Raw genomic sequence first — 22,580 nt, forward strand, 5'->3', positions numbered from 1 at the left:
TAAGCTATGCGTCTACAGCTAATTTCTTTTTTCCTGCTTCTCACGCCATCGTTGTTTGGCCAAACACCGGACTCCCTTCTATATGAACAATATAAGAAGGATCGCGTGCGCTATGCTGAGTTTGAGAGTAAACATCGGAGTTTCGTTAAAGGGAAGTTTACGACCTTGTCTTTTCTTCATTGGGGGCATGCATCCGAGAACACATTCATTTGGCTTCATGGCAGTTTTTTAGATGCTTATGATTTCGAACCGTTCGCAAATAAGTTAGTAGAGCTAGACTATCAGGTTATCTCTGTTGATCATTATGGTCATGGGAAGACTGGGTTTCCAGATACGGATTTAAGTTTCGAGGACTTTGCAGATGATTTGTCAGCGTTGTTAGACAGTTTGTCCGTCGAGAAAGCGGTCATTGGAGGGTTTTCTAGGGGGGGATATCTGGCTACTAGTTTTTATAGTTTTTATCCGAATCGCGTTAAGGCGCTTGTATTGGAGGAAGGAGGTTCAGCGAAGTTCTATGGGCATTTCTATAAACAGAACAAACAAGAGCAGGGAAAGATATTGAGTGAATTTAACGTCCCTGAGGATGTTAGAGAATTGTATTTTGGCGAAACGGATACGGAGTTTGAACAGTACAAGCAGCTGTATGAGCCGGGTGGCGCCGCATCGCAATTCCAACTCTTAGGATTGATCAAGAAAAAGGGCGCTAAATACATTACTTATCAAGGACTGGATACGTACTACCAATTAAAAGATTCGTTGCAAGCAGCACAAGCTTTGCTGGTACCCGAGCGCATCTCTAGGTACGGGAGATCTATCGTAGAGCAGGAACCTTTGGAAATATATCGAAAACTGACAGTGCCGCTTTTATTATTAGAGGCGACTAAACAACCCGATGCCTTCCCGCAGGAGGAAGAAAACGAGCTATTGCTAAAGCGGCATCCGCAATGGATTACCCATGTGAAATTTCCGAATGCTTCACATAATATTCACTATGAAAGTGCTGAGGACTTTATAGCGGTATTAATTCCTTTTCTTTCGGTAATTATTAATAAATGATTCAGATTTTATTTATTATTTTAATAATTGAATAAAAATCGTGTGAATATAACTATCTTTGGGTGCTCAGAAGATTGAGGTGTCTACAAACCTTAATCCTTGTTAACCATATTATTAGAGGAAGAGAATATGAAATTAGTAGCGTTAAAGCCGTCTTCGATTATTGAATTGCTTTTCGTCGTGGCTATCTTACTAAACATTGCCAATTACCAGTTGATTCAACGTACTTTGATTCCTCTTGAATGCGTTGCTTATTACTTCGTTATAGGAATATTTGTTTATTTACTCTTTTCGTCCTTGTGTAAATTTCAGTGGATGGGCCGCTTTGAGCTGTTCATGTATTTCATCAGCATATTCGGAACCTACTTAACCTTTCTTTGTTTAATGGTGAATGTTTTGTTCTCCGGATCAAAAGTACAGGTCAAGAATTATAAGATGCAACGAATTACCAATAGGCTAGTCGGTCGAGATTTTCATACGCAAAGACAGCAAGTGGGGCTGGTCACTTTTGAGAATGGAAGAAACAAACGCGTTTATCATGAGCAAATCGTGGGAGCAGAGAATGAGATAATCGACTCTATAGCGGTGCATTTATCTGAGGGGCTCTTTAATTTTCCAATCATTCGAAAGATTGAAACCATCGATTAGTATTGATCTTGATAGAACTTCATAAAAAAACTCCTAAAGCGGGGAGCTCTAGGAGTTTTAACTAACCAATTATTAACCTAAATTATGAAATTTAATAAGATAATATCAAGTTCTGTGCCGAAGTTCTTCTGAATATTCCATTTAACATTTGTTAACAATTAAATGAAGACTCTCCGCTTTATTTAAATTTTAGGTAGTCTTTTTGTATTTGATCAAAGCCCATCCGTTCAAAATGAGGGCGAAAATGATGATGATGACAAAATGCCATCGTATATCCATTAGTCCACTCCCTTTTAGGACTAGCATTCTTGTCACGTCGATGAAATAGGTGACAGGACTGCAGTATGCGATCAGTTTTGCCCAATCGGGCATACTGTCAATTGGCGTGAATAAGCCGCTCATAAGCATAAAGATCATGATAAAGAAGAAGGCGACGGACATGGCTTGCTGTTGGGTATTGGCCATAGTGGATATCAGAAGCCCCATTCCGAGCAAGGCAATAAGGTAGATAGCTAAGAATAAATATAGCAGCAGTAAATTGCCGAGCGGCACAATACCATAAACCAAGCGTGCTATGACGAAAAGTCCGACGCTAAAAATAAAGAGGCCAATAAACCAGAAAGGAATAAGCTTGCCCAGAATGAACTGATATTTTTTAATCGGTGTTACGTTTATTTGTTCTATTGTTCCCACTTCTTTCTCTTTGACGATGTTTAAAGCGCACATATAGGCGCATATCATCGTGACGAGAATAACTAAAATGGCAGGAACCATGAACATGTTATAGTTCAAGTGTGGGTTGTACCAGAACGAACTGCTAATCGATATCTGCCCGGGACTGATCTGCTCTGCAGAGGGTATCCACTTAAAACGTATTTCTTGATTGAAATCAGTAAGTATCTGTCCAATGTAGGAACCACCTAAGCCGGCTTTTACTCCATTGATGGCATTGATTGCGACAAAGAGATCTTGCTTGTTTTCCCGAATCAGATTTCGTTCAAAGCCGATCGGGATTTCTATGATCAGGTCGGCTTGATCGGCTTCTATCTGTTTAAGGGCATCCTTGTAAGAACTACCATAGCCCACGGCTCGAAAGTACCCGGAGGATATGATTTTATGATACAACTGTTGCGACATGGTCGAGTGATCATGATCGACGAAGCTGATATTGATATTCTTTACTTCATAATCTGCAGCGAGTGGTAAGATCAGGAGCTGGATAATTGGCGCAATAAATATTAATGGTAACAATGCCTTATTCCTAAAGATTTGCTTAAACTCCTTCTTGAGTAAAAATAGTAGGGTTCTCATTGCAGTCGAGTTTTGAATTTTTTAAAACTTAGAAATAAGAGCAGCAATGCCATGCCGAGCAGGATTAACGTCTCTTTCCAAATCGCTGTTATGCCTAAGCCTTTGATCATAATAGACTTCACGATAATATAATACCACTTGGATGGGAGGAAATTACTGATGAGCTGCAAGGGAACTGGCATGTTTTCAATAGGAAACATAAAGCCCGTGAACAACATCGTAGGAACCAGCATACCCATCATAGCGATCAGCATAGCAGCCTGCTGATTTGCGGTGCTATTGGATATCAAGAGTCCCAGCGCAAGCGCTGTAATGATTAGTAAGGTGCTTTCAGCTATCAGCAAGAGTAAGTTGCCCTGTATAGGCATGTCCAATAAAGTCACGCTTAAAGTGAGGATAACAGCAAGATTGACGAGGGAAAGCGCAAGGTAGGGGACAGCCTTCGCGATGATCAGCAGGAACGGGTTTACCGGCGACACCAGCAGTATTTCCATCGTGCCTTGCTCTTTTTCTTTAACGATGGATATCGACGTCATCAGCACGCAGACCAGCATGAGAACCAATGCCATGACGCCAGGGACAAAGGTCGGGGCACCTTTCAATTCCGGATTGTAAAGCATCCTGGTTTGCGGAATAATCTGTAGCGGAATATTCGAACTTGCTAATAAGTTTTGCTGATAACTCATGATGATTGCATTCGCGTATCCTTGGAGTGTACTTGCTGTGTTAGGATCGGAAGCATCAAATTTGAATTGAATAGAGGCCTTCTTGAAGTGCGTTAGATCTTCTTCAAAATTAGAGGGTATAATCATTAACATCTTGATCTTTCCTTCCTGAAAGGCTGCTTCTATTTGAGATTCTGAAGAGATGCTGTTCTGCAGGCTGAAATACCGACTTGCAGCGAATCGGTTGATGATCTGTTGTGAAGTCTGGTCTTTGGCTTGATCGAATATGGCGATCTTCGCATTTCGAATCTCGTTAGAGAGTGCGAATCCGAACAAAACAATCTGGACGATTGGCAATCCGAATAGCATGAGTAAGGTTTTGCTATCTCGGAAAACATGAAAGAATTCCTTGCGGATGAATGTTATAAACTGATTCATGGTTAATCTCCTTTACGTTGTGCTCCGCGAGCTAGCTCGAAGAAAACGTCCTCCATCGAACTGGCGTTGAAACTCTTTTTAAGGTTGTCGGGCGTGTCTAATGCCTTAATGACACCATCGACCATAATGGACACGCGGTGGCAATACTCCGCTTCGTCCATGTAATGCGTCGTCACAAAGACTGTGATGCCACGGTCGGAAGCATCATAGATTAGATCCCAAAACTGTCGTCTAGTAAGTGGATCTACACCGCCCGTAGGTTCGTCTAAGAATACAATTTCCGGGTTATGGATCGTCGCAACAGAGAAGGCTAGCTTCTGTTTCCAGCCTAATGGAAGTGTACCGACAAGCTTTTTGGCGACATCATTCAATCCTAAGTTGCTGATCAGCTGCGCACCACGCTCTTTAATTGCTTTGTTCGATAGGCCATAGATGCCCGCAAAGAACTCGATATTCTCAGTTACTGTCAGGTCTTCATATAGCGAGAACTTCTGACTCATATAGCCGATTCGCTGCTTAATGCGCTCAGTTTCTTTGTAAACATCAAAACCAGCAATACTAGCCTCTCCCGAAGAAGGGACCGAAAGACCGCATAGCATCTTCATAGCGGTGGTTTTACCAGCGCCATTTGCACCCAAGAAGCCGAATATCTCTCCTTTGTAGACATCGAAGGTTATTGCATTCGTTGCGATGAAATCGCCAAATCGCTTGGTTAGCTTATTGGTGCTTATTACCTTTTCCATGTTAATGCATTAATCGAATAAAACAATCTTCTATCGTTGGCTCGATCTCTTTTAACGTTAGGTCATGATGCCCCTGCTGTTTCAGATAGCTTTCCAGTAATGAATAGTCTAATGTTTGATTCTTTTTCCAGGTGATATGATGATACTCTCCAAAGGAATTGCAGGAGCTTACTTCCGGACAAGCACATAGATCCCGAATCAGCTTAATCATATTTTCTGATTTAACAGCGTATAGCGGGCTAGGATAGGAGTCTCGTATGTCTTGAGGAGTATCAATCGAAAGAATGCTTCCACTTTGCATCAGCGCAATACGTTCGCATAGGTTAGCTTCATCCATGTAGGGTGTAGAAACCAAGATACTGATACCCTGTGACTTTAGATGCTTAAGCATATCCCAGAACTCTTTGCGAGAAACAGCATCGACGCCCGTCGTCGGTTCGTCTAAAAAGAGTACACGAGGTTTATGAATCAATGCGCAGCATAGCGCCAGCTTCTGTTTCATACCGCCGGAGAGCTTTCCTGCCCGACGATCTTTAAACGGTTCAATCTGCACGTAGATATCTTTTATCAGATCATAATGATCGGCAACCTTGTGTCCAAACACAGAGGCGAAGAAGGTCAGATTCTCCTCGACCGTTAAATCCTGATATAAAGAGAATTTGCCGGGCATATAGCCCACCTGCTTACGGATTTGCTTATAATCTTTGATGATATCCATGCCATCAACAGTCGCTGAGCCCGAATCAGGAAGTAAGAGCGTGGTCAGGATTCGGAAAATGGTGGTCTTTCCAGCACCGTCAGGACCTATCAATCCAAAGAGTTCGCCTTCCTTGACCTCAAAGCTTACCGAGTTAACCGCCGTCAGTTCCCCTTTATTAAAGGTCTTATGTATCTTATCTAGAGTTACAGCAGACATGTTAATTCAACTTTATTTCACCATACATCCCGATCTTATAGCTACCATCGTTCTTCACCAGAACCTTCACAGCATAAACCTGATTAGCCCGTTCGTTCTTGCTTTGAATAGTCTTTGGCGTGAATTCCGCTTTGTCGTTTATCCATGTAATTGTACCTTTCGTTTCCTTGAAACCGCCATTGCCATCATCCGTAAATACTTTAACCTGCTGATTGAGTTTGATTAAAGGAAGTTGATCACCACTGATATAAACTCGTAGGATCAGGCTCGAGAGGTCTGCTATCTTGTATAGCGGTTTACCAATGCTTGCCATCTCATTTGCTTCGGCGTATTTCGTTAATACGGTACCAGCAATAGGATTAACAATCTTGCTTTTCTGAAGCTGATCCTCAATCTGAAGCATCTGAACTTCAATTGGCTGCACGTCTTTGTCTATACTAGAAACCGAGAGGTCCAATGTAGATCGCTGTGCTGCAATCTGCTTACTGATTAAATCAATCTGCGCATTGATGTCGTCTAATTGCTTTGCCGGAACAGCATCATCTTTTAATAGATTTTGAATCCTCACGCGCTCGCGTTGGGCAGTATGGAGTTGAGATTGTAGAGCAGCTAACTGTGTATTTACGCTGGGTTTCTTCCCCAATACTGCCTTAGCCTGACTTTCAAGCTGTCTTTTCTTTAGATACAATTGCACGCTGTCAATGTAGCCTACAAGTTGTCCGGCCGCCAATTGTTGGCCTTCTTGTATGTCAAATGTCTTCAGTGTTCCGTTAGCTTCTGCGGAAATAATTGTTTCGACAGCTTCGAATGTTCCGGTGGCATCAAATTCGGGCTCTTTCTTTTTACAAGATGGAAAGAGAAGGAAGCCGATTAGGCAGCTGATCATTAGTGGAGTATGTGTACTTTTCATAAGTTCTTTAATTGCCTGTGGTTATTTTTTGATTGTATTGCGATAGTTGGAGCTGTATCTGATGCAGTACCATGTTCTGACGCGCTTGGTCTTCTTCCGTCACTGCGGTCATGTAATCATAGGTACTTGCCACGCCATTCTTTAATTGTGCAGCAGTTGCTTTCTTTACCAGCTCGCGTAATTGGACAATCTCATTGTCCGTATCGATCAGCTTCCGATATTTATTCGTCTCTTCCTTTTGTTGCAAGAGCGTTATGTCGACGTTGAAGAGAAAGGTCTCTTTTTGTTTTTCCAACAACTGTCTGCTGATATCAATATTTTTTTTATCGTTCTTGTAGGTGTACAAGCTCGATAGGTTCCAGTTCAGGCGCAGCCCTGCAATGTAGTATCCCTGCATATCAGGATTAAGCATATTAAGTCCGGGTCTGCCTACGCCGCCCTGCACAAAAGCACTAAATCTCGGCAAACTCCTATTGTATAATAACTGATTTTGAATGGCAATAGCATCGTCCTGATCTTGAAACAATGATAATTCAGGGCGATTGATCGCGTTGTCATTTACAGTTCCTGAGCTAGCGATAAGTTCGACGTCTTCAGATAGCGGCTTTCCAATAAAGTAAGCCAACATCTGTAGATAAGCATTTTTAGCTGCTTGTTGTTCCGTTTCCCGTTGTTCGACCTTGAGGAGCTCAGCCTGTAACTTACTGAGGTTACTTCGGGTTGAAGTACCATTTCTTACCGCCGATTCAATCTGTTGTATACCATTTTCTATGTCAGACTTCATCAGGTTAGTTTGTTTTATTTGAGCATCAAGCAACAGAATACCAAAGAATAGCTGTGTTATTCGATCGCGGAGTTTGTATAGTTCCACTTCAATCTTCTGTGATTCGACCTTATTATTAGCTTCTATCAACTTATGCTGATCTTTGACAAGAAACATATCCGATAAAGCCTGATTCACTTCTGCGTAGGCTTTGTATTGATCCTTAGAAAGGCTTGGGATACTCATCGAAGGGATAGCAATAGGCACCTTAGTCACATCTGACTGATAAGTAGCTGAGCCATTGATGGAGACTTGCGGGAGGTATGCCTTGTTGGCATTATCTATCGAAAAATCTTTAGATTGCTGTAGTAGTCCCAATTGATTAATCAATGGAAAGTTTCGCTTGGCCATTTCAAAGCAGGAATCTATTTGTAAACGGCGTATTTCTTGAGCAAGGACTGTGGATGACACAAAACTCAGCAAGGCTGCGATGCTAAGTGATCTTAAGGCAATTATTCGATTCATTGTTTATAATTGTTTAATCATTTGATTAAATAAAGTGCAAAAGAAAAGACCTAGGGTCTAATCATATTTTTTACCCACTGCGGGATTAAAGCTTTCCTTTCATTCATCATGTCTTGGAATTGTTTCTCTTTAGTTCCTGTGACATTTTCGAAAATAGGCTTCGCGATGAAAGGGAAGATGATAAAACCCATGAGGTTCAATAATAACTGTAAAGGATTCACATCGCTAATCTCATTGCGCTCTTTTTTCTCTAGAAATTGCTTATAAAATACCGACTGCAAGACCATGTTCTTAATAGGGATTTTATTGGCAAAGCTCTCCGGATTGTTTCGTACAGCGGATATAATGAACAACGGAATATCAGGCTCATTGCTAAGGAAATCGATGTATCGACTTGCTAATGCCTCTATTTTCTCTTCGAAACTACTGCTCTCATCATGGAAAACAATCCCTAAGGTGTTCATAAAATTAAAGAGTGTTTCAAAGCTGATGATCTCAAACAATTTCTCTTTACTTTTGAAGTAGTAATTCAGCAGCGCTAAATTAAGTCCGGCTTCCTCCGCGATGTCGCGCGTTCTGGTCGCGGCATAGCCTTTCTGATGGAACATCTTACGAGCGGCTTCCTTAATAATACTTTCTGTCGAGCTATCTAATTCTTTCTTCGGTCTACCTTTTGCCATGCTGATTTCTCTAGTTGAATAGTAAAGGTAAGACAGCTGGTTTACATTTCAAAATTTAATTAATCATTTGATTAAATATATAAACTGAAAAAGGGAAAACACTATAGCGTTTTCCCTTTCTTCTTTATTGAAAACTTTACGCGGTTGGTTTGTCTATTTCCTTTCCGAAGTTATAGCTAGCAAATCGTCCGGAGTCTTTCGGATTCACAAGGTCAGTTTCCTTGTCACCCCAAGGCCATCCACCAAATTCAGTGACTTGGTACTCGCGGAATGCATCCTGCAATTCTTGCTGCGTATTCATTACGAAAGGACCATATGCTGCTACCGGCTCATTAATCGGCTCACCTTCTAAGATTAAGAATTGCGCTCTGCTATCGCCATTTTTAATGATGATTTCCTCGCCACCATCTAAATCTGCCAAGTGATTGCTCTGCATTTTATAGCTGTCCAGTTCGATGATGCCAGCGCCATCGTAGAATAATACAAACCTATTCATCGTGCTGGATACTGCCGGAAGTACAAACTCAGTATTCGGATCCATGTCCACTAATGCAACGCCTACATGGTTCTTAGGATCTGCCGCCCAAGAATGGGTCAACGCTCCACTATCTTTTGTTCCGGCATATTCTCCCAAAATAACCTTAACAGTTACTCTCTTTCCATCGCCTTGTTCAAGCACAGCGGTTGGAATCTTCTCAGCCCAAAGCATTTTATAATTCGGATCGGTCAATTTGTTTTTACCCGGTAGGTTCAACCAAATCTGAAATAAGCGCAAAGGGTTTGGTTTATCTTCATGAATCAATGGGAACATTTCTGCGTGAAGCACGCCCGAGCCTGCACTCATCAACTGCACGTCGCCTTGTCCATAGCGACCTTTAGATCCTTTGGAGTCAAAGTGGTCGGCATAACCTTCCGGAATAATGGTAATAATCTCAAATCCTCTGTGCGGATGGTGCGGGAACCCAGGGATAGTCTCCCCATGATACATGCGCCACTCGTTTTTATTATCAAAGTCACTTCCAATATTACGACCGGCTAAGGAAACCTTAGGTCCGAACTTTCCATTGCCCTCCGGGTATTTATCAAAGTGATAAGCACCCATAATATATGGATCGCGAATTGGTAATCTGCCTTCGATTTTGCTAATATTCTTTACTTTCATGATATTCTCCTTTTTTCTAATGTACTGTACAAATCTAACGCCATCGCAGGTCGAAATGGCATGGAGTTACCCTTCGGTAACTAGTTAACTGATGGTAACCACTGCCTTTGCGAGCTGTGGAAGGCACCTGTTCTAGTTAACTCATTGGCGGTTCGACAATGACTATTGCCATTATGACAGCTTCCTTTGTCCTACTTTATGAAAAAACTAAATACCGTCAGTTTTGTTTAATAAGAAACATAGATAATGAAGCGTGTATACTAGCCTTCCTTTTCGGGAAGTAGTGAAAGGAAAACAATTATGGAAGAGAACAAAGAATATAACGAAAACGAACCATTGCAGGAGCAGAAAGTGCCTGAGGTGGTAAAAGAGGAAAAAGATGATGCACCTGCCGGACGCAATATTTGGCGATCCATTATCATTGCTATTATCATTATGGCAATTGTATATTTTATCTATGTACAGATGCGCGATGGTGCCTGGTAGAATAAAATAAACAGAACTTTCATCGGGACGGCTTGATATTCAATACATTTGATTATATTTAATCAAGCCTATAATAACAATATGAACATAGTGCAGTGATAATAACCAAATCCTGCGCTTTTATGAACTTAAACCATTACCCGATGAAAGATAATTTTTCAAGAAGGCAATTTATTGCGGCTTCCAGTCTATTGCTAGGTGCTGCCGCACTTCCGGCATCCGCTGCAGCGAACACTCAGGATTTACTGAATACTTGGCATCCCAATTCTAGAGGCGCAAAGTTACGCGTCGCATTGATTGGCACTGGATCTAGAGGTGCAGGGATGTGGGGCCGAGACCTTCAACGGAATTATTCCAATGAACTCAATTTTGTAGGCTTATGTGATAAGAATAAAGGCCGCCTAGCCTTTGCCAAGCAGTATATTGGCACAGATTGCCCAACTTACACGGACTTTGAGAAAATGATGAAGGAAAGTAAGCCCGACTTACTTATTGTCTGTACCATGGATTCGACGCATCATAATTTTATCATTCGTGGGATGGAATTGGGCGCCAATGTTCTGACCGAAAAACCAATGACCACCGATGAGAAGAAGGTGCAAGCTATTATTGATGCCGAAAAACGAACCGGAAAGCAATGTCGCGTTACATTCAATTATCGCTACTCGCCGCATCGAGCAAAGATTTGGGAATTATTGCAGGCAGAGGAGATTGGCGAACTCACGTCCGTGGATTTTCATTGGTATCTCGATACCTCTCATGGCGCGGATTATTTCAGACGTTGGCATCGCAAAACCGAAAATAGCGGATCGCTGTGGGTACATAAGGCCACGCACCATTTTGACTTACTGAACTGGTGGATCGAGAGCGACCCGGAAACTGTATTCGCATCCGGATCTTTAGATTTCTACGGCAAGAACGGGAAATTCCGGGCAGATAACTGCCGCGAATGTCCCCATACCAGCAATTGCGACTTCTATTGGGATGTGACCAAAAATAAATATTACAAAGACCTTTATGTAGATAATGAGCAATACGACGGCTACAAGCGTGACGGATGTGTCTTCAAAGAAGATATCAATATCTATGATAAAATGGCTGCCACTATCAAATACAAAAATGGGGTCCAGGTATCTTATTCGCTCACCAGCTATTCCCCCTACGAAGGCTATCGGATCGCGTTCAACGGGACGAAAGGTCGTATAGATGCCTGGATCGAGGAGTCCAACAAATCCAATAATGCGGACTACGATGAAATAGTACTCTGTAAGAACTTTGGCAAGCGAGAATATATCCGTATTCCACATGGTACCTCAGGACATGGTGGCGGTGATAAACTGCTGCAAGATCAAGTCTTCCTTCCGAATGTTCCCGACCCATTGAAGCAATCGGCAGGGGCGAGGGATGGCGCATTATCTTGTCTGATCGGAATCGCCGCGAGAAAAAGCATCGAAACAAAGGGCGTAGTAGCAATCAGTGAACTCACCGATATTGTCTTACAAGCCAAAAAGCCCTATCAACGAATGGTTTAATTAGTATAGTTTATTAACTACAAAATAAACCAATCAATTCAAAAGTAATGCTTATCATTTTGTATTGCTTGAAATAACCTTACTATTGTTAATCCCTTTGAGGGAAATCGACAAGGTTATCTCAAGCAATTCTACTTATGAATAAGATTCTCGCCGCGTTTTTTATATTCAGTCTGCTATTTATTTCTTGTAAAAAAGAAGAGCCTATTATTCCTGTGAAGACTTCCAATATTACGGGTACTTGGAAGTTGAGCCATTCTCATTTGATCATCGATAAGGATACCCTTACACAAATTGACGAAGATGAAAATCGAATCACCTTTCGCGCAAGCGAATTGTATAGCTGGTCTGGCTATGAAGATGTGATCGTCGATGGGCAGGAAGTACGGAAAATGGTGACAAAAAAAGGTACCTACAAATTTTTAGAGGGTTTGTCATTATTCGAGCTCAAAGAATTTGACGGAACAACCTTCACCTTCTCCTGTGTAGAATCGACTGGAAGCTCATTCGTTATCAAACTTCAAGAGGAGGGAATGGCAGTTCAATTCCATTTCTTGAAAGAAAGCTAACAGCTTAGCTTTTTACAGCATACATTAAGATCCGTTTGAATGGGTATATCGCAGGGAATCGTTTGAAATGATCCTCAATACGTGCAAGGAACGTCTGTCTTAATAGCGCTTGTGCTTTATCGTCCAGTTTTTCCATATAAGGAATTAATGTCGATCCAGATATAAAATCATACAAATCTTTTGCGTTGTCTGCAATAATCGGGTAGGTGCGAACGCTAATATTGATATCGCTTAATCCATTCTCAAAGAGTATCTGCGCGTATTCATCTATGCTAAGAAGCGGCGATTCTCTTCTGAAACCGTCTAATTCTTTTTGGAAGGGTTCTTCCTGAACTAGTTTATTCAGTAATTTATTCAAGGTATTGTCTTTCTGCAAGGGCATCTGCACCGCCAACTGCCCGTCTTTATTCAGCTTAGAAATCAAGGCAGGAAACAACTTTTCATGATCGTCGACCCATTGTAATGCTGCATTACTAAAGATCAAATCCCAACGGCTTTCATCAGCGAGAAAGGATGCTATATCTTGTTGTTTAAAGCTTAATCTATCATTCGATAATTCCTTCGCTTCAGAAAGCATTTCCGAAGATGAATCAATCCCTAAAAAACTGGTCTGCTTAAACTTCTGAGATAGTAAAAAGGTTTGTTCGCCGGTCCCACAACCTAGATCTACCGCCTTTGACTGATGATCATCTATGAGCATGGCCGACAGATCATAAAACGGCTTATATCGAATTTCTTTATACTGATTGTAAACTTCCGGATTCCAAGGCATAATAAATTTTTGTTTAATTCGAACTAAAGACGTGCCATGATTTAAATAAAACACGCATATATCGTACTTTTAAGCTATGATCAACAAGGCAATCGCTGTAAAAGATAAAACGGACCCTGCAAAATTAATTAAAGTAGCGCTCTTCGATCAAAAGAAGCGTATTACGAAGCCACACAAGCATAATGGTTACCTGGAGTTCGTGCTATTGGAGCAGACGCAGGGAAAACACTATATCGACGGTCAGGAAATCCAAATTAAGGCGCCCTGTTTATTGATTATCCGTAAAGACAATGTACACCATTGGGAATTCGACGAACCGGTTCAAGGTTATGTTCTCTTGTTGAAGCGTGAATTTGTGGAGAATTCCTTGGATTTAGAAATCCGACGCCTCATCGATGAATTAGCGGGATTAAATACCATTAATTTTACAGACGTTTTTACGCTACATTCGCTGTTTTCCTTACTATCGGCAGAAGAGCATCGAACAGTACAGGAAGCATTGCTAAAGGCAATCCTGGCGAAATCTGTGCAGCAAGCAGGAGCAGGAAAAACTTTAAAAATTAAATCGAAAAACTTGTTTCTACAGTTGACGCAGGTGTTAAACAAAGAAAAGCAGATATTGAATAATGTTGCATATTATGCAAACCTGTTACATACCAGCCCGCAAAATCTGAATGCTGCTTGTCAGAGACATGCAGATAAATCCGCTTCAGAGGTTTTATCTGGTTATATCATTTCGGAAGCGAAGAGATTGCTTTTCTATACGAACAAAACCGTAGCTGAAGTAGCCTTTCAACTCGGCTTTGCCGATCAATCCAATTTCTCTAAATACTTCAAACGAGCCGTAGGACTCACCCCACAAAACTATCGCAAGTCGACAGCTTAAAATTCCTTTTCGCCGAATTCGCTTTTCGGTAGTTTAAGCACCTGATTCAGGCGTTGTAGATTAATGTTCAGGTTTAATAAGAACACATTCTTCTCGTAGATATAATTTGTTGTGGTATAAAAATCAGGTGCAGAGGTCGTAATTCGTTGCTCATTAACGCCCCAATTCCCCAATTCGATAAATTGCCATTGCAATTGTGCAGTCATCGCGCCTTTCCAGAAGGATTTACTCAGGTTAAAGTTGGGCGTAAGAAAGCGCGAGTCCATCCCTTGGACGGTAGGTCTTTCCGATAAATAATTCACTTGCAGCCCTGTACTCCAGCTTTTTGGAAGGCTAGCCTGCAATCCGGCGTTGATGCTATAAACCCAATCTTGATTGCTGCGAACATGATCGTAATCCAAAACCTTTCCTGAGATTTTATAATTATAGAGATTGATGCCTCCATTTATTTGCAGCCATTGGAATAGCTTGCCTTCGCCACCAAGCTCAACACCAATGCGGTTCGCATAATCTGCATTGGTGAATACGCGATGCAAGATGGTATCCGCATAGACCGAATTTACCCGTTGAATAGGGTTTTTACTATGTTGAAAGTAGGCATTCATAAACAAAGAACCTTTGTTCAGTTTTTTTACCAAGCCGGTCTCCGCTTGGCTAATGAATTCTGGCAGTAGCTCCGGATCGCCCTGTTCCAAAGTCTCCGAGTGTTCACGCTCGGGGATCGGGTTTAGCTCAAAGTTGTTATTTCTTTGTACACGACGCGACGCCGCCATCTTCCATGACCAACCTTTGCCCAAGTCACGCATCAAATTAATCGAAGGGTATAGCTGATGAATCGAGTAGGGGAAAGACTGCTGTGTATGTAGCAAGGTCAAATCTCTTTGATAGTACTCATAGCGCAAACCCAGGGAAAGGCTGAGCTTATCATACTTCTGATCATATTGTGAATAAACAGCATGAACCGTATTGGTCGCTTGCATCTTTCCGGAGAAGTCGGTTATCAAACTCAGTTCCTTCTCATTTCGTTCTGCAGCATAATATTCAAAATTCCCATCCTGCTCGTCTCTTCGCAATTGGTAACCACTATTAATCTTTGCATTGCCGACGTTCCATTGGTGATTGGCTGACAGGCGAAGACCTTTTAATGGGTTTGTGTACCTGTTGTAGGTACGCTGTATGGTATCGATTTGATTCTCTATATTGCTATTCTTGGTCGAACCATAGATGTCTGCATATTCATAAATTGCACCGAGTTGTAGGCTATGTGCCGTATTGATTTTCCAATTATATGCCAGATCTAGCAAATAAAATTTACCCTGCTTATTTTGTAAGTTAGGGTTAAAGTAATCTAACGTCGATATGGTTTCGCCGGTCGAACGTCTAATGCTTCGATTATTATAATGAATATCGGCAACACGGTCTTGGAATCTACGCGACGCTAATGCGCCCAGGCTAAGCTGATGTTGCTCGTTCAGTTCATAGTTTGCATTCAGGCGCAATCCATAATTGTACTTGTCAAAGCTGCGCTCACCTTTGGATGGAAAAAAGGTCTGTTTATCAGCAATAATCGTATTGACATCGCCGTCTCTGAATCCGGCATTATCGTTTCGCAGATAATTCGCCGAAGCGCTAAGGTCTAATTTCTCTTTTCTATATTGAAACGCGATATCTGCACCATAACGTTGTTGCTTTTTAACATTATCGTAATCGTCGATACTCGGTAATCCTGCTTGTACATTCATTACCCAAGCAAAACCTGATGCAGCAGCTTTCTTCGTTTTTATATTGATAATACCGCCTTTACCATCTGGATCATATTGGGCCGAGGGACTACTTATATATTCCACTTCACTGACATCATTTGCCGCTATCTGTGTCAGGATGGTAGCCGGATCAACAAGCGAAGGCTTGCCATTCACTAAAATTAGCATACCGGAATTTCCACGAACAGAAATATTTCCCGCAGCATCGACTGTCGCAGCAGGAAGGTTTTTTACGATGTCTAGCGCTGTTCCACCTACCGCATTCTTGTATTGACTTGCTTGATAAACCTGTCGGTCTGCGCTATGTTTCTGTGCTGCCGTTTGCCCCTGTATATGCACAGTTTCCAGAGTTTCACTCTCAGCAGATAATAGAATAGGGTTAAGGTTTATCTGATTTTGAATGCTGAGATCAATCGCTAATTGCCTTTGCTTATAGCCCAATGATTTGATCTGCAGAAAATAATGCTGCGCCTTTAAATTGGAAAACACAAAGCTTCCGTTCGCATCTGATATTTGTCCTTCGACAATCTCATTCTTGCCATCTACCACAGCAATACTGACGTATGATAGTGGCTCTTTTGACAAAGAGTCTTGAATAATTCCGCTTAGCTTTTTATTTTGAGCATGGGCAATAGTCGAAAGCAAGAATAGGCTAAATAGCAGTAATGTTTTTTGCACAGGATTAAGTCTTTTCTACAAAAATAGAAAAGTATAGCTGCGCAGTATAGGGAATTTTAGAATGTACTATTTTATTTTCAAATAAACCGATATTTGTAGTAGTTAGTATTTAGTAGTTAGTATTTAGACCTAGGGCGGGAATAGATGATAGATATTAGATGTGAGATATAAGAGTATGGGCGCTTGTCTGAACCTGTAGTTTAAACAGAAAGGAAGTTGGTCTGAACCGGGAAAGGAAGGATAAAAGGATTGGCAAGATCGGCAGGATCGGGTCTAAATACTAAGTACTAACTACTTTATACTGTCTCTGAACCAGGAAAGAAAGGATAAAAGGATTGGCAAGATCGGCAGGATCGGGTCTAAATACTAAGTACTAACTACTAATTACTATTACATCTAACATCTAATCAATAACTCGCTCCCTTATTTGACTCCTTTTACAACCCAATCACACCCGTTCCAGAGCGGTTATGATTGGGTTATGAAAGGGCTTTGTATTGGGTTTACATTGGGTTTGAGCGGAACAAGGTATCAAGCATTTCCGATGATGGAATGACACAAAAAAAAGGCTACCCACAATCAGTGGATAGCCTTTTGTAAATGTTTATTTGTCTACTTCTTTAAATATTGATTGAAGTATTTAGCGATTTTATCGTACATATGGATTCTATCTTTTCCCATGACGTTGTGTTCGTGTGTAGGATAAAGGAAGTAATCCACTTGTTTTCCGGCTTCTATACATTTCTGTACGAACTCCATGCTATGTTGTTGTACAACTACAGGGTCCTGTGCACCATGGATAATCAGTAAGTGACCGTTTAACTTATCTGCTTTGTTTAGCATCGAAGTTTTTTCGTAGCCTTCAGGATTCTCTTGCGGAGTATCCATATAGCGTTCGCCATACATGATTTCGTAGTATTTCCAGTCCATTACTGGTCCGCCGGCTACCGCAGCTTTGAAGATATCGTTGTGTTTGGTCATCAGCGAGCTGGTCATGAAACCACCAAAGCTCCAGCCGAAGATTCCCATGTTTTCTGTATCGACGTATGGTAGCGATTTCAGGTAGTTGATACCTACCAATTGGTCTGCCATTTCGGCCTCGCCTAGGTTGCGGTGTGTAACTCTAGTAAAATCGCGTCCTCGTGCATCTGAACCTCTGTTATCTAAAGTAAAGACGATATAGCCGTTTTGTGCCATATACATATCAAAATAACCAAGTCCGCCTAACCAACGGTCGGTTACCAGTTGCGCATGTGATCCACCATATAGGTAGACCATCACCGGATATTTCTTATTTTGATCGAAATTCAATGGGTAAGTGATACGCGCGTTTAAAGGCGTCTTTCCATCGGGAGAAGTGAATGATTTGAATTCGATTTTTGGAAGGTCTACTTTTCCGGTAAAAGGATTGCTCGCTTGAAGAATCGAGCTGGCTTTATTTCCTTTTGTATTGATAACCTGAATCTTATTTGGAGTACTTAAATTACTGTACTGATCCAATACATACTGTCCGCTGCTGCTTACCGACGCATTATGTACGCCATTCGTTTCCGTTAATTGTATCGTTTTGCCAGATTTGATATCTACTTCAAACAAGTGGCGTTCCATACCATTGTTGGTTGCTGCAACGTAATAGGCTTTAATTCCCTTGCTGTCAAAGCCTTGGAAATTAGTTAATACGACATCTTTAAAACCAAGATTCCGCAGTAGCTTTCCTTCCGTATCGTATAGATATAGGGAATTGAACCCGTCTTTATCGGTTTGATATAAGAACTGTTTCGGATTGTTTGTTAGGAAGATTAATGGTTGTTGAGGTTCAACCCATGTTGTTGACGATTCTTCAAAAAGGGTTTTTACAAATGCACCAGTTTGTGCATTGTATTTATTCAGCTTTAAATGATCTTGACCACGGTTCAAGACGCCAACATACACAAACTCGTTGCTTGGATCCCAGGTCACGATCGTTAAGTACTGTTCCTTGGGTTCGCCCGTTTGCAATTGTATATTTTTTCCAGTTTCCGTGTTGAATATTTGTAAGGTTACTTCCTCACTCTTCATTCCTGCCATTGGGTAGCGGATATCTTTTACGGTCGCAACACGCGTATCCCATTGCGGTAAGGGGTATTTCGTTACCATGCTTTCATCCTTTCGGTAGTACAATAAAAGCTTATCATTTGGCGACCACCACATGCCTTTGTCGATACCGAACTCGTTACGGTGAACTTTGTCCGTTCCATTTACGATACCATCAACAGTGTCTTTCGTTACGATTACCTTTGTGCCATTTTGATCGATGATCTCAATATTATTGCCATTCAGGTAGGCGGTTTTCGATTGGGAATTGTTCGTTGTCGCTGATTCTAAATCGTTAGGAAAGCCTGCTGCCACTTTCGCTTGTTTTTTAGCAAGGTTGTATTGTATGTTGTAGGATTTTTTCTCTCCCGCGACATCGAAAGCAATCGTGCTTGCATCGACCCAGTTGTAAGAGGTTGGGAATCGGCGCAATTCAATCTTATCCGATGGAATGACAGCAGCGATCGCGTTTTGTAAATCGGCTTTGCTTATAATTTGTTTTGCTTGCCAGTTGCTTTTGGCCTCGCGAATTAATAGGTTTTGATAAGTACTATCTAAACTCGAAAATGCATCGGTGTTCTTGACCCATTTAGAACCGGTAATAGTCTTAGGAGCGAATTTACTAGGACCAAAGACGGTTTCGTCAATGGTTAGGCTTCGCTGTCCGTAGGCTACCGATGAGCTTAATAGAAATAGTATCAGTAGTTTTCTCATTTTAATTTTATTTATGCTGACGAAATTAGGGATAAGTTTTTGGAAATGGGAACGGAAAATTTAAATGGCGGGGGATGAGATGTATACTTTAACGATTAGATTATTGTTATGAAATTAACCGCCTGTAATTCTCTTTAATCCTTGTCATTTTCTTTTCTAAAATATCTATATTTAAAAAAATAAACTCGAGCTATTCGTCTAGTCTCGAGTTTATAGAATTTAGTCAACAACCTAAACACTTATAAACTCTAGAAAATGACATCCCATTTCTTTAAAATTCTTGTGCTATTTTTTTGTGTAGCGAGTTTTGTTTCTTGTCAACAAAAGCGTGCTGGAGATCCTAGGATCTTAGTCTTTACCAAATCGGATAAGGACAGCTTGCGGGCAAATTCCGATGCCGCTGCTACGATAATGAAACTAGGAGAGGAGCATAAATTTGATGTAGATACTACTTCAGATGCGGCTTGGTTTATCGAAGATTCGCTAAAAAACTATGCTGCGGTAGTCCTGCTAAACACATCGGGCAATATTTTGGATAAATATCAGGAAACTGCCTTTGAGCGCTATATTCAAGCAGGTGGCGGTGTGGTTGCCATCGAGTCAATAAAAAACACTGAGATTGACTGGGGTTGGTATCAGCGTTTATTTTCTTCAAAATATACGGATGCTTTATCACAACAGGAAGTAGACGGAGGTCGCGCTGTTTCTTTAGAAAAGAAGGACGCATACTCGAACTCTCTATTCTCCGATAAAAATTACAAAGGACAATTCATTAAAGGATTGGAGTATGCCATTGGTAAGAATTACGTTCTGGATTATAAAAAAGCAAAAGCGAAGCCCGTTCCTGCAGATGCGGATTTTACAAAGGTCACGATGGCGAAGGGCGATCTTTTTGAGCCTACGGAGATGGCAATTCTTCCTGACCTGTCTATTTTGATTGCACAGCGCCGTGGTGAACTGTTATTGCTCGATCAAAAGACAAGTAAAGTGGAGCAAGTTGGTTTTTTGGATGTCTATCACGAAACAGGAAACCCAAAAGTTAATGCAGAAGAGGGCTTTATGGGCTTGACCTTAGACCCCGATTTTAAAAAGAATAATTATATCTATGCTTTTTATAGTCCCAAAGATACGTCAGTGAACCGTCTTTCCAGATTCGTCTTTAAGAATAAGAAATTGGATATGAGTTCTGAAAAAGTTATTCTTCAGTTTTACTCCCAGCGTTATATTTGTTGCCATACAGGTGGGTCATTGGCCTTTGGCAAAGATCGATTACTGTACCTTTCTACGGGAGACAATTCAACTCCATTTAACGAAGAAGGACAGAAATATGTTAGTGATGGTTACTCTCCTAAAGATTCACGCGTAGGGCATGAGCAATATGATGTGCAGAGAACATCCGGCAACAGCAACGATCTCCGTGGTAAGATTCTTAGAATCCGAATGAATGAAGATGGTAGTTATTCAATCCCCGAAGGAAATTTATTCAAAAAGGATCAGGCGAATACACGACCTGAGATCTACGTGATGGGAAATCGAAATCCGTATCGTATTTCGGTGGATGCCAAGACGGGTTATCTCTATTGGGGGGAAGTGGGGCCGGATGCGAGCAAAGATTCTGTAGGTCGCGGGCCGCGGGGGTATGATGAAATCAACCAAGCGCGAACAGCAGGATTCTTCGGCTGGCCGTATTTCATTGGAAAAAACTATGCATATCATGCACATGACTATGAGACCGGGGCAAAGGGAGCTGCGTTTGATCCCAATAAGCCAATCAATGAGTCAAGAAATAATACCGGATTAAAAGAATTACCTGCAGCACAGCCAGCGTTCATTTGGTATCCATACGCTGATTCGCCGGAATTTCCACAACTCGGAAATGGTGGACGGAATGCGGAGGCGGGACCTGTTTATTACTCCGCAATGTTTCCGAAGGAAACGCGTTACCCTGATTATTACGATGGCAAGCTATTTATTTACGATTGGATCAGAGGTTGGGTGATGTTAGTTTCAATGCAGCCAAACGGTGATTTTGACAAGATGGAGCCTTTCATCACCAACATGAAATTAGCTTCCCCAATCGATATGGAGGTAGGACCTGATGGGAAGATCTATGTATTAGAGTATGGCAGTGGTTGGTTTAGCAAGAACCTGGACGCCGCCGTTGCACGATTTGACTATCAGGAAGGTTCATCCAAAGGTTCTCAAAATGGAACCTCGCCTGCTGGGGATGCTGCAAACCCTGTGGGGCATCAGCTAGCGAATATTCCTCGCGGACAGAGCTTAATTGAAGCTTCAGATTGTAAATCTTGTCACGCAATAGATAAGAAGTCTGTTGGACCATCTTATAAAGAGGTTGCAAAATTTTATAAAGAAAATAAGGACGCCGAATCTATCCTGATTAAAAAGATAAAGAATGGCGGAAGTGGGGTGTGGGGTAAGGTCGCCATGGCTGCGCATCCCAACCTTAAGGAAGAAGATGTTAAAGAGATGGTTGATTGGATCTTAAAGCAATAATTTCCGTCTATTAACTACTGGTCTTATCGGTACTGAAGATATTTTTTAGATGACTACACAAAACTTTCATCTCGCAATGCGAAGATGAAAGTTTTGTTTTCGTTCGTTGTTTTCCTAGTTTTGAAGAGAATCATTTAATCACACCAATTTTAATTGCGATAAGATTCCAATGAAGGAAAGTAAGATTCGGGAAGAGGATTTGGCTAATCTCGTGCGGGAGGGGAATGTTATGGCGTTTGAGATCGCCTTCAAGCAGTACAGAGAAATCTTATTTAAGCATGCTTTTTATGTAGTTAGGGACATGGATGAAGCGGAGGATGTGATTCAGGAGGTCTTTACCACACTTTGGGAAAAGCGAGCATCAATTCCTATAGACGCAAAGCTTTCTAGTTTTCTTTATCGGATGACTCGAAATAGGGTATTGAATAAGCTCAGTCATCAGAAGGTGATGGATAATTATATTCAGCACGTTCTTGTCGAGCAGTCTGAACAAACTAGCAATAGCGATTTAGATCTCATTGGGAAAGAGTTGGCCGCAATTATCGAATCCGAGATCAATAAACTTCCTACTCGCATGCGCGAGGTTTTTAATTTAAGTCGCAATGAGGGGCTCAGTCATAAGGAAATTGCGGAGTTGCTGCAAATTTCGGAAGGAACATCTAAACTTCAGGTTTCCAAAGCTTTAGCAATTCTTAGACAACGTGTTCTTAAAGCCGTTATTATCCTGTTAGCAGGTTAACATAATTTTTTTCATTTTCTTATATATCCTTCGGCTG

The 22,580-nt window shown here is 41.3% G+C and carries 19 protein-coding genes; 8 read left to right on the plus strand and 11 right to left on the minus strand.

Annotated elements, in window-relative coordinates; genetic code table 11:
• Positions 1-6: 6 nt before the first annotated feature.
• Positions 7-1,056, plus strand: a complete 1,050-nt coding sequence (locus tag QYC40_RS05180; protein WP_301992789.1) for an alpha/beta fold hydrolase — start codon at positions 7-9, stop codon at positions 1,054-1,056.
• A gap of 129 nt (positions 1,057-1,185) precedes the next feature.
• Entirely contained in the window at positions 1,186-1,704 is a 519-nt protein-coding gene (locus tag QYC40_RS05185) for a hypothetical protein (protein WP_301992790.1), read from the plus strand.
• Between the two features lie 189 nt (positions 1,705-1,893).
• Here QYC40_RS05185 and QYC40_RS05190 read toward each other — a convergent pair whose 3' ends face one another.
• From QYC40_RS05190 to QYC40_RS05225, 8 genes are all read right to left on the minus strand, one after another.
• On the minus strand, positions 1,894-3,015 hold the full coding sequence (locus QYC40_RS05190; RefSeq protein WP_301992791.1) for an ABC transporter permease: 1,122 nt from the start codon (positions 3,013-3,015) through the stop codon (positions 1,894-1,896).
• A complete protein-coding gene (locus QYC40_RS05195; protein WP_301992792.1) occupies positions 3,012-4,118 on the minus strand; it encodes an ABC transporter permease in 1,107 nt (368 codons plus the stop codon). The genes QYC40_RS05190 and QYC40_RS05195 overlap by 4 nt, the downstream gene beginning before the upstream one ends.
• A gap of 2 nt (positions 4,119-4,120) precedes the next feature.
• The gene (locus QYC40_RS05200; protein WP_301992794.1) at positions 4,121-4,861 is read right to left on the minus strand and encodes an ABC transporter ATP-binding protein; all 741 of its coding nucleotides are present in this window, start codon (positions 4,859-4,861) and stop codon (positions 4,121-4,123) included.
• A 1-nt stretch (position 4,862) separates the two neighbouring features.
• A complete protein-coding gene (locus tag QYC40_RS05205) occupies positions 4,863-5,777 on the minus strand; it encodes an ABC transporter ATP-binding protein (protein ID WP_301992795.1) in 915 nt (304 codons plus the stop codon).
• Position 5,778: 1 nt separating this feature from the next.
• Positions 5,779-6,687 carry an HlyD family secretion protein gene (locus QYC40_RS05210; protein WP_301992796.1) on the minus strand — a complete coding sequence of 303 codons (909 nt, stop codon included), beginning with the start codon at positions 6,685-6,687 and terminating at the stop codon, positions 5,779-5,781.
• A gap of 7 nt (positions 6,688-6,694) precedes the next feature.
• Positions 6,695-7,975, minus strand: coding sequence for a TolC family protein (locus QYC40_RS05215; protein WP_301992797.1), 1,281 nt, complete (start codon positions 7,973-7,975; stop codon positions 6,695-6,697).
• 50 nt (positions 7,976-8,025) lie between these two features.
• A complete protein-coding gene (locus QYC40_RS05220) occupies positions 8,026-8,655 on the minus strand; it encodes a TetR/AcrR family transcriptional regulator (protein WP_301992798.1) in 630 nt (209 codons plus the stop codon).
• A gap of 136 nt (positions 8,656-8,791) precedes the next feature.
• On the minus strand, positions 8,792-9,817 hold the full coding sequence (locus tag QYC40_RS05225; protein WP_301992799.1) for a pirin family protein: 1,026 nt from the start codon (positions 9,815-9,817) through the stop codon (positions 8,792-8,794).
• 300 nt (positions 9,818-10,117) lie between these two features.
• Here QYC40_RS05225 and QYC40_RS05230 point away from each other — a divergent pair, with 300 nt between their 5' ends.
• The 3 genes from QYC40_RS05230 to QYC40_RS05240 all read left to right on the plus strand — a co-directional run bounded on the left by QYC40_RS05230 (position 10,118) and on the right by QYC40_RS05240 (position 12,404).
• Positions 10,118-10,303 carry a hypothetical protein gene (locus QYC40_RS05230; protein ID WP_301992800.1) on the plus strand — a complete coding sequence of 62 codons (186 nt, stop codon included), beginning with the start codon at positions 10,118-10,120 and terminating at the stop codon, positions 10,301-10,303.
• 143 nt (positions 10,304-10,446) lie between these two features.
• Positions 10,447-11,835 carry a Gfo/Idh/MocA family protein gene (locus tag QYC40_RS05235; protein ID WP_301992802.1) on the plus strand — a complete coding sequence of 463 codons (1,389 nt, stop codon included), beginning with the start codon at positions 10,447-10,449 and terminating at the stop codon, positions 11,833-11,835.
• Positions 11,836-11,972: 137 nt separating this feature from the next.
• Positions 11,973-12,404, plus strand: coding sequence for a hypothetical protein (locus QYC40_RS05240; RefSeq protein WP_301992804.1), 432 nt, complete (start codon positions 11,973-11,975; stop codon positions 12,402-12,404).
• A gap of 4 nt (positions 12,405-12,408) precedes the next feature.
• Here QYC40_RS05240 and QYC40_RS05245 read toward each other — a convergent pair whose 3' ends face one another.
• Entirely contained in the window at positions 12,409-13,176 is a 768-nt protein-coding gene (locus tag QYC40_RS05245; RefSeq protein ID WP_301992805.1) for a methyltransferase domain-containing protein, read from the minus strand.
• Positions 13,177-13,252: 76 nt separating this feature from the next.
• On the opposite strand from QYC40_RS05245, the gene QYC40_RS05250 reads away from it, so the two are divergent.
• Entirely contained in the window at positions 13,253-14,062 is an 810-nt protein-coding gene (locus QYC40_RS05250; protein WP_301992806.1) for an AraC family transcriptional regulator, read from the plus strand.
• On the opposite strand, the gene QYC40_RS05255 is transcribed toward QYC40_RS05250, so the two are convergent.
• Together QYC40_RS05255 and QYC40_RS05260 are read right to left on the minus strand one after the other, a co-directional pair.
• A complete protein-coding gene (locus QYC40_RS05255) occupies positions 14,059-16,503 on the minus strand; it encodes a TonB-dependent receptor (RefSeq protein ID WP_301992807.1) in 2,445 nt (814 codons plus the stop codon). The genes QYC40_RS05250 and QYC40_RS05255 overlap by 4 nt on opposite strands.
• A gap of 612 nt (positions 16,504-17,115) precedes the next feature.
• Positions 17,116-19,290 (minus strand): DPP IV N-terminal domain-containing protein, encoded by a 2,175-nt coding sequence (locus tag QYC40_RS05260; protein WP_301992808.1) that lies wholly within the window; start codon positions 19,288-19,290, stop codon positions 17,116-17,118.
• 255 nt (positions 19,291-19,545) lie between these two features.
• Here QYC40_RS05260 and QYC40_RS05265 point away from each other — a divergent pair, with 255 nt between their 5' ends.
• Together QYC40_RS05265 and QYC40_RS05270 are read left to right on the plus strand one after the other, a co-directional pair.
• Positions 19,546-21,804, plus strand: coding sequence for a PQQ-dependent sugar dehydrogenase (locus QYC40_RS05265; RefSeq protein ID WP_301992810.1), 2,259 nt, complete (start codon positions 19,546-19,548; stop codon positions 21,802-21,804).
• A 169-nt stretch (positions 21,805-21,973) separates the two neighbouring features.
• On the plus strand, positions 21,974-22,543 hold the full coding sequence (locus QYC40_RS05270) for an RNA polymerase sigma factor (RefSeq protein WP_301992811.1): 570 nt from the start codon (positions 21,974-21,976) through the stop codon (positions 22,541-22,543).
• Positions 22,544-22,580 lie beyond the last annotated feature (37 nt).

This window comes from Sphingobacterium sp. BN32 (assembly GCF_030503615.1).
GTDB lineage: Bacteria > Bacteroidota > Bacteroidia > Sphingobacteriales > Sphingobacteriaceae > Sphingobacterium.

Bases quoted from the DNA above. Each gene is read 5' to 3' on its own strand.
- QYC40_RS05190 (WP_301992791.1), bottom strand. From the start codon at position 3,015: ATGAGAACCCTACTATTTTTACTCAAGAAGGAGTTTAAGCAAATCTTT.
- QYC40_RS05200 (WP_301992794.1), bottom strand. From the start codon at position 4,861: ATGGAAAAGGTAATAAGCACCAATAAGCTAACCAAGCGATTTGGCGAT.
- QYC40_RS05215 (WP_301992797.1), bottom strand. From the start codon at position 7,975: ATGAATCGAATAATTGCCTTAAGATCACTTAGCATCGCAGCCTTGCTG.
- QYC40_RS05260 (WP_301992808.1), bottom strand. From the start codon at position 19,290: ATGAGAAAACTACTGATACTATTTCTATTAAGCTCATCGGTAGCCTAC.
- QYC40_RS05225 (WP_301992799.1), bottom strand. From the start codon at position 9,817: ATGAAAGTAAAGAATATTAGCAAAATCGAAGGCAGATTACCAATTCGC.
- QYC40_RS05195 (WP_301992792.1), bottom strand. From the start codon at position 4,118: ATGAATCAGTTTATAACATTCATCCGCAAGGAATTCTTTCATGTTTTC.
- QYC40_RS05235 (WP_301992802.1), top strand. From the start codon at position 10,447: ATGAAAGATAATTTTTCAAGAAGGCAATTTATTGCGGCTTCCAGTCTA.
- QYC40_RS05230 (WP_301992800.1), top strand. From the start codon at position 10,118: ATGGAAGAGAACAAAGAATATAACGAAAACGAACCATTGCAGGAGCAG.
- QYC40_RS05265 (WP_301992810.1), top strand. From the start codon at position 19,546: ATGACATCCCATTTCTTTAAAATTCTTGTGCTATTTTTTTGTGTAGCG.
- QYC40_RS05205 (WP_301992795.1), bottom strand. From the start codon at position 5,777: ATGTCTGCTGTAACTCTAGATAAGATACATAAGACCTTTAATAAAGGG.
- QYC40_RS05185 (WP_301992790.1), top strand. From the start codon at position 1,186: ATGAAATTAGTAGCGTTAAAGCCGTCTTCGATTATTGAATTGCTTTTC.
- QYC40_RS05240 (WP_301992804.1), top strand. From the start codon at position 11,973: ATGAATAAGATTCTCGCCGCGTTTTTTATATTCAGTCTGCTATTTATT.
- QYC40_RS05270 (WP_301992811.1), top strand. From the start codon at position 21,974: ATGAAGGAAAGTAAGATTCGGGAAGAGGATTTGGCTAATCTCGTGCGG.
- QYC40_RS05220 (WP_301992798.1), bottom strand. From the start codon at position 8,655: ATGGCAAAAGGTAGACCGAAGAAAGAATTAGATAGCTCGACAGAAAGT.
- QYC40_RS05210 (WP_301992796.1), bottom strand. From the start codon at position 6,687: ATGAAAAGTACACATACTCCACTAATGATCAGCTGCCTAATCGGCTTC.
- QYC40_RS05180 (WP_301992789.1), top strand. From the start codon at position 7: ATGCGTCTACAGCTAATTTCTTTTTTCCTGCTTCTCACGCCATCGTTG.
- QYC40_RS05250 (WP_301992806.1), top strand. From the start codon at position 13,253: ATGATCAACAAGGCAATCGCTGTAAAAGATAAAACGGACCCTGCAAAA.
- QYC40_RS05245 (WP_301992805.1), bottom strand. From the start codon at position 13,176: ATGCCTTGGAATCCGGAAGTTTACAATCAGTATAAAGAAATTCGATAT.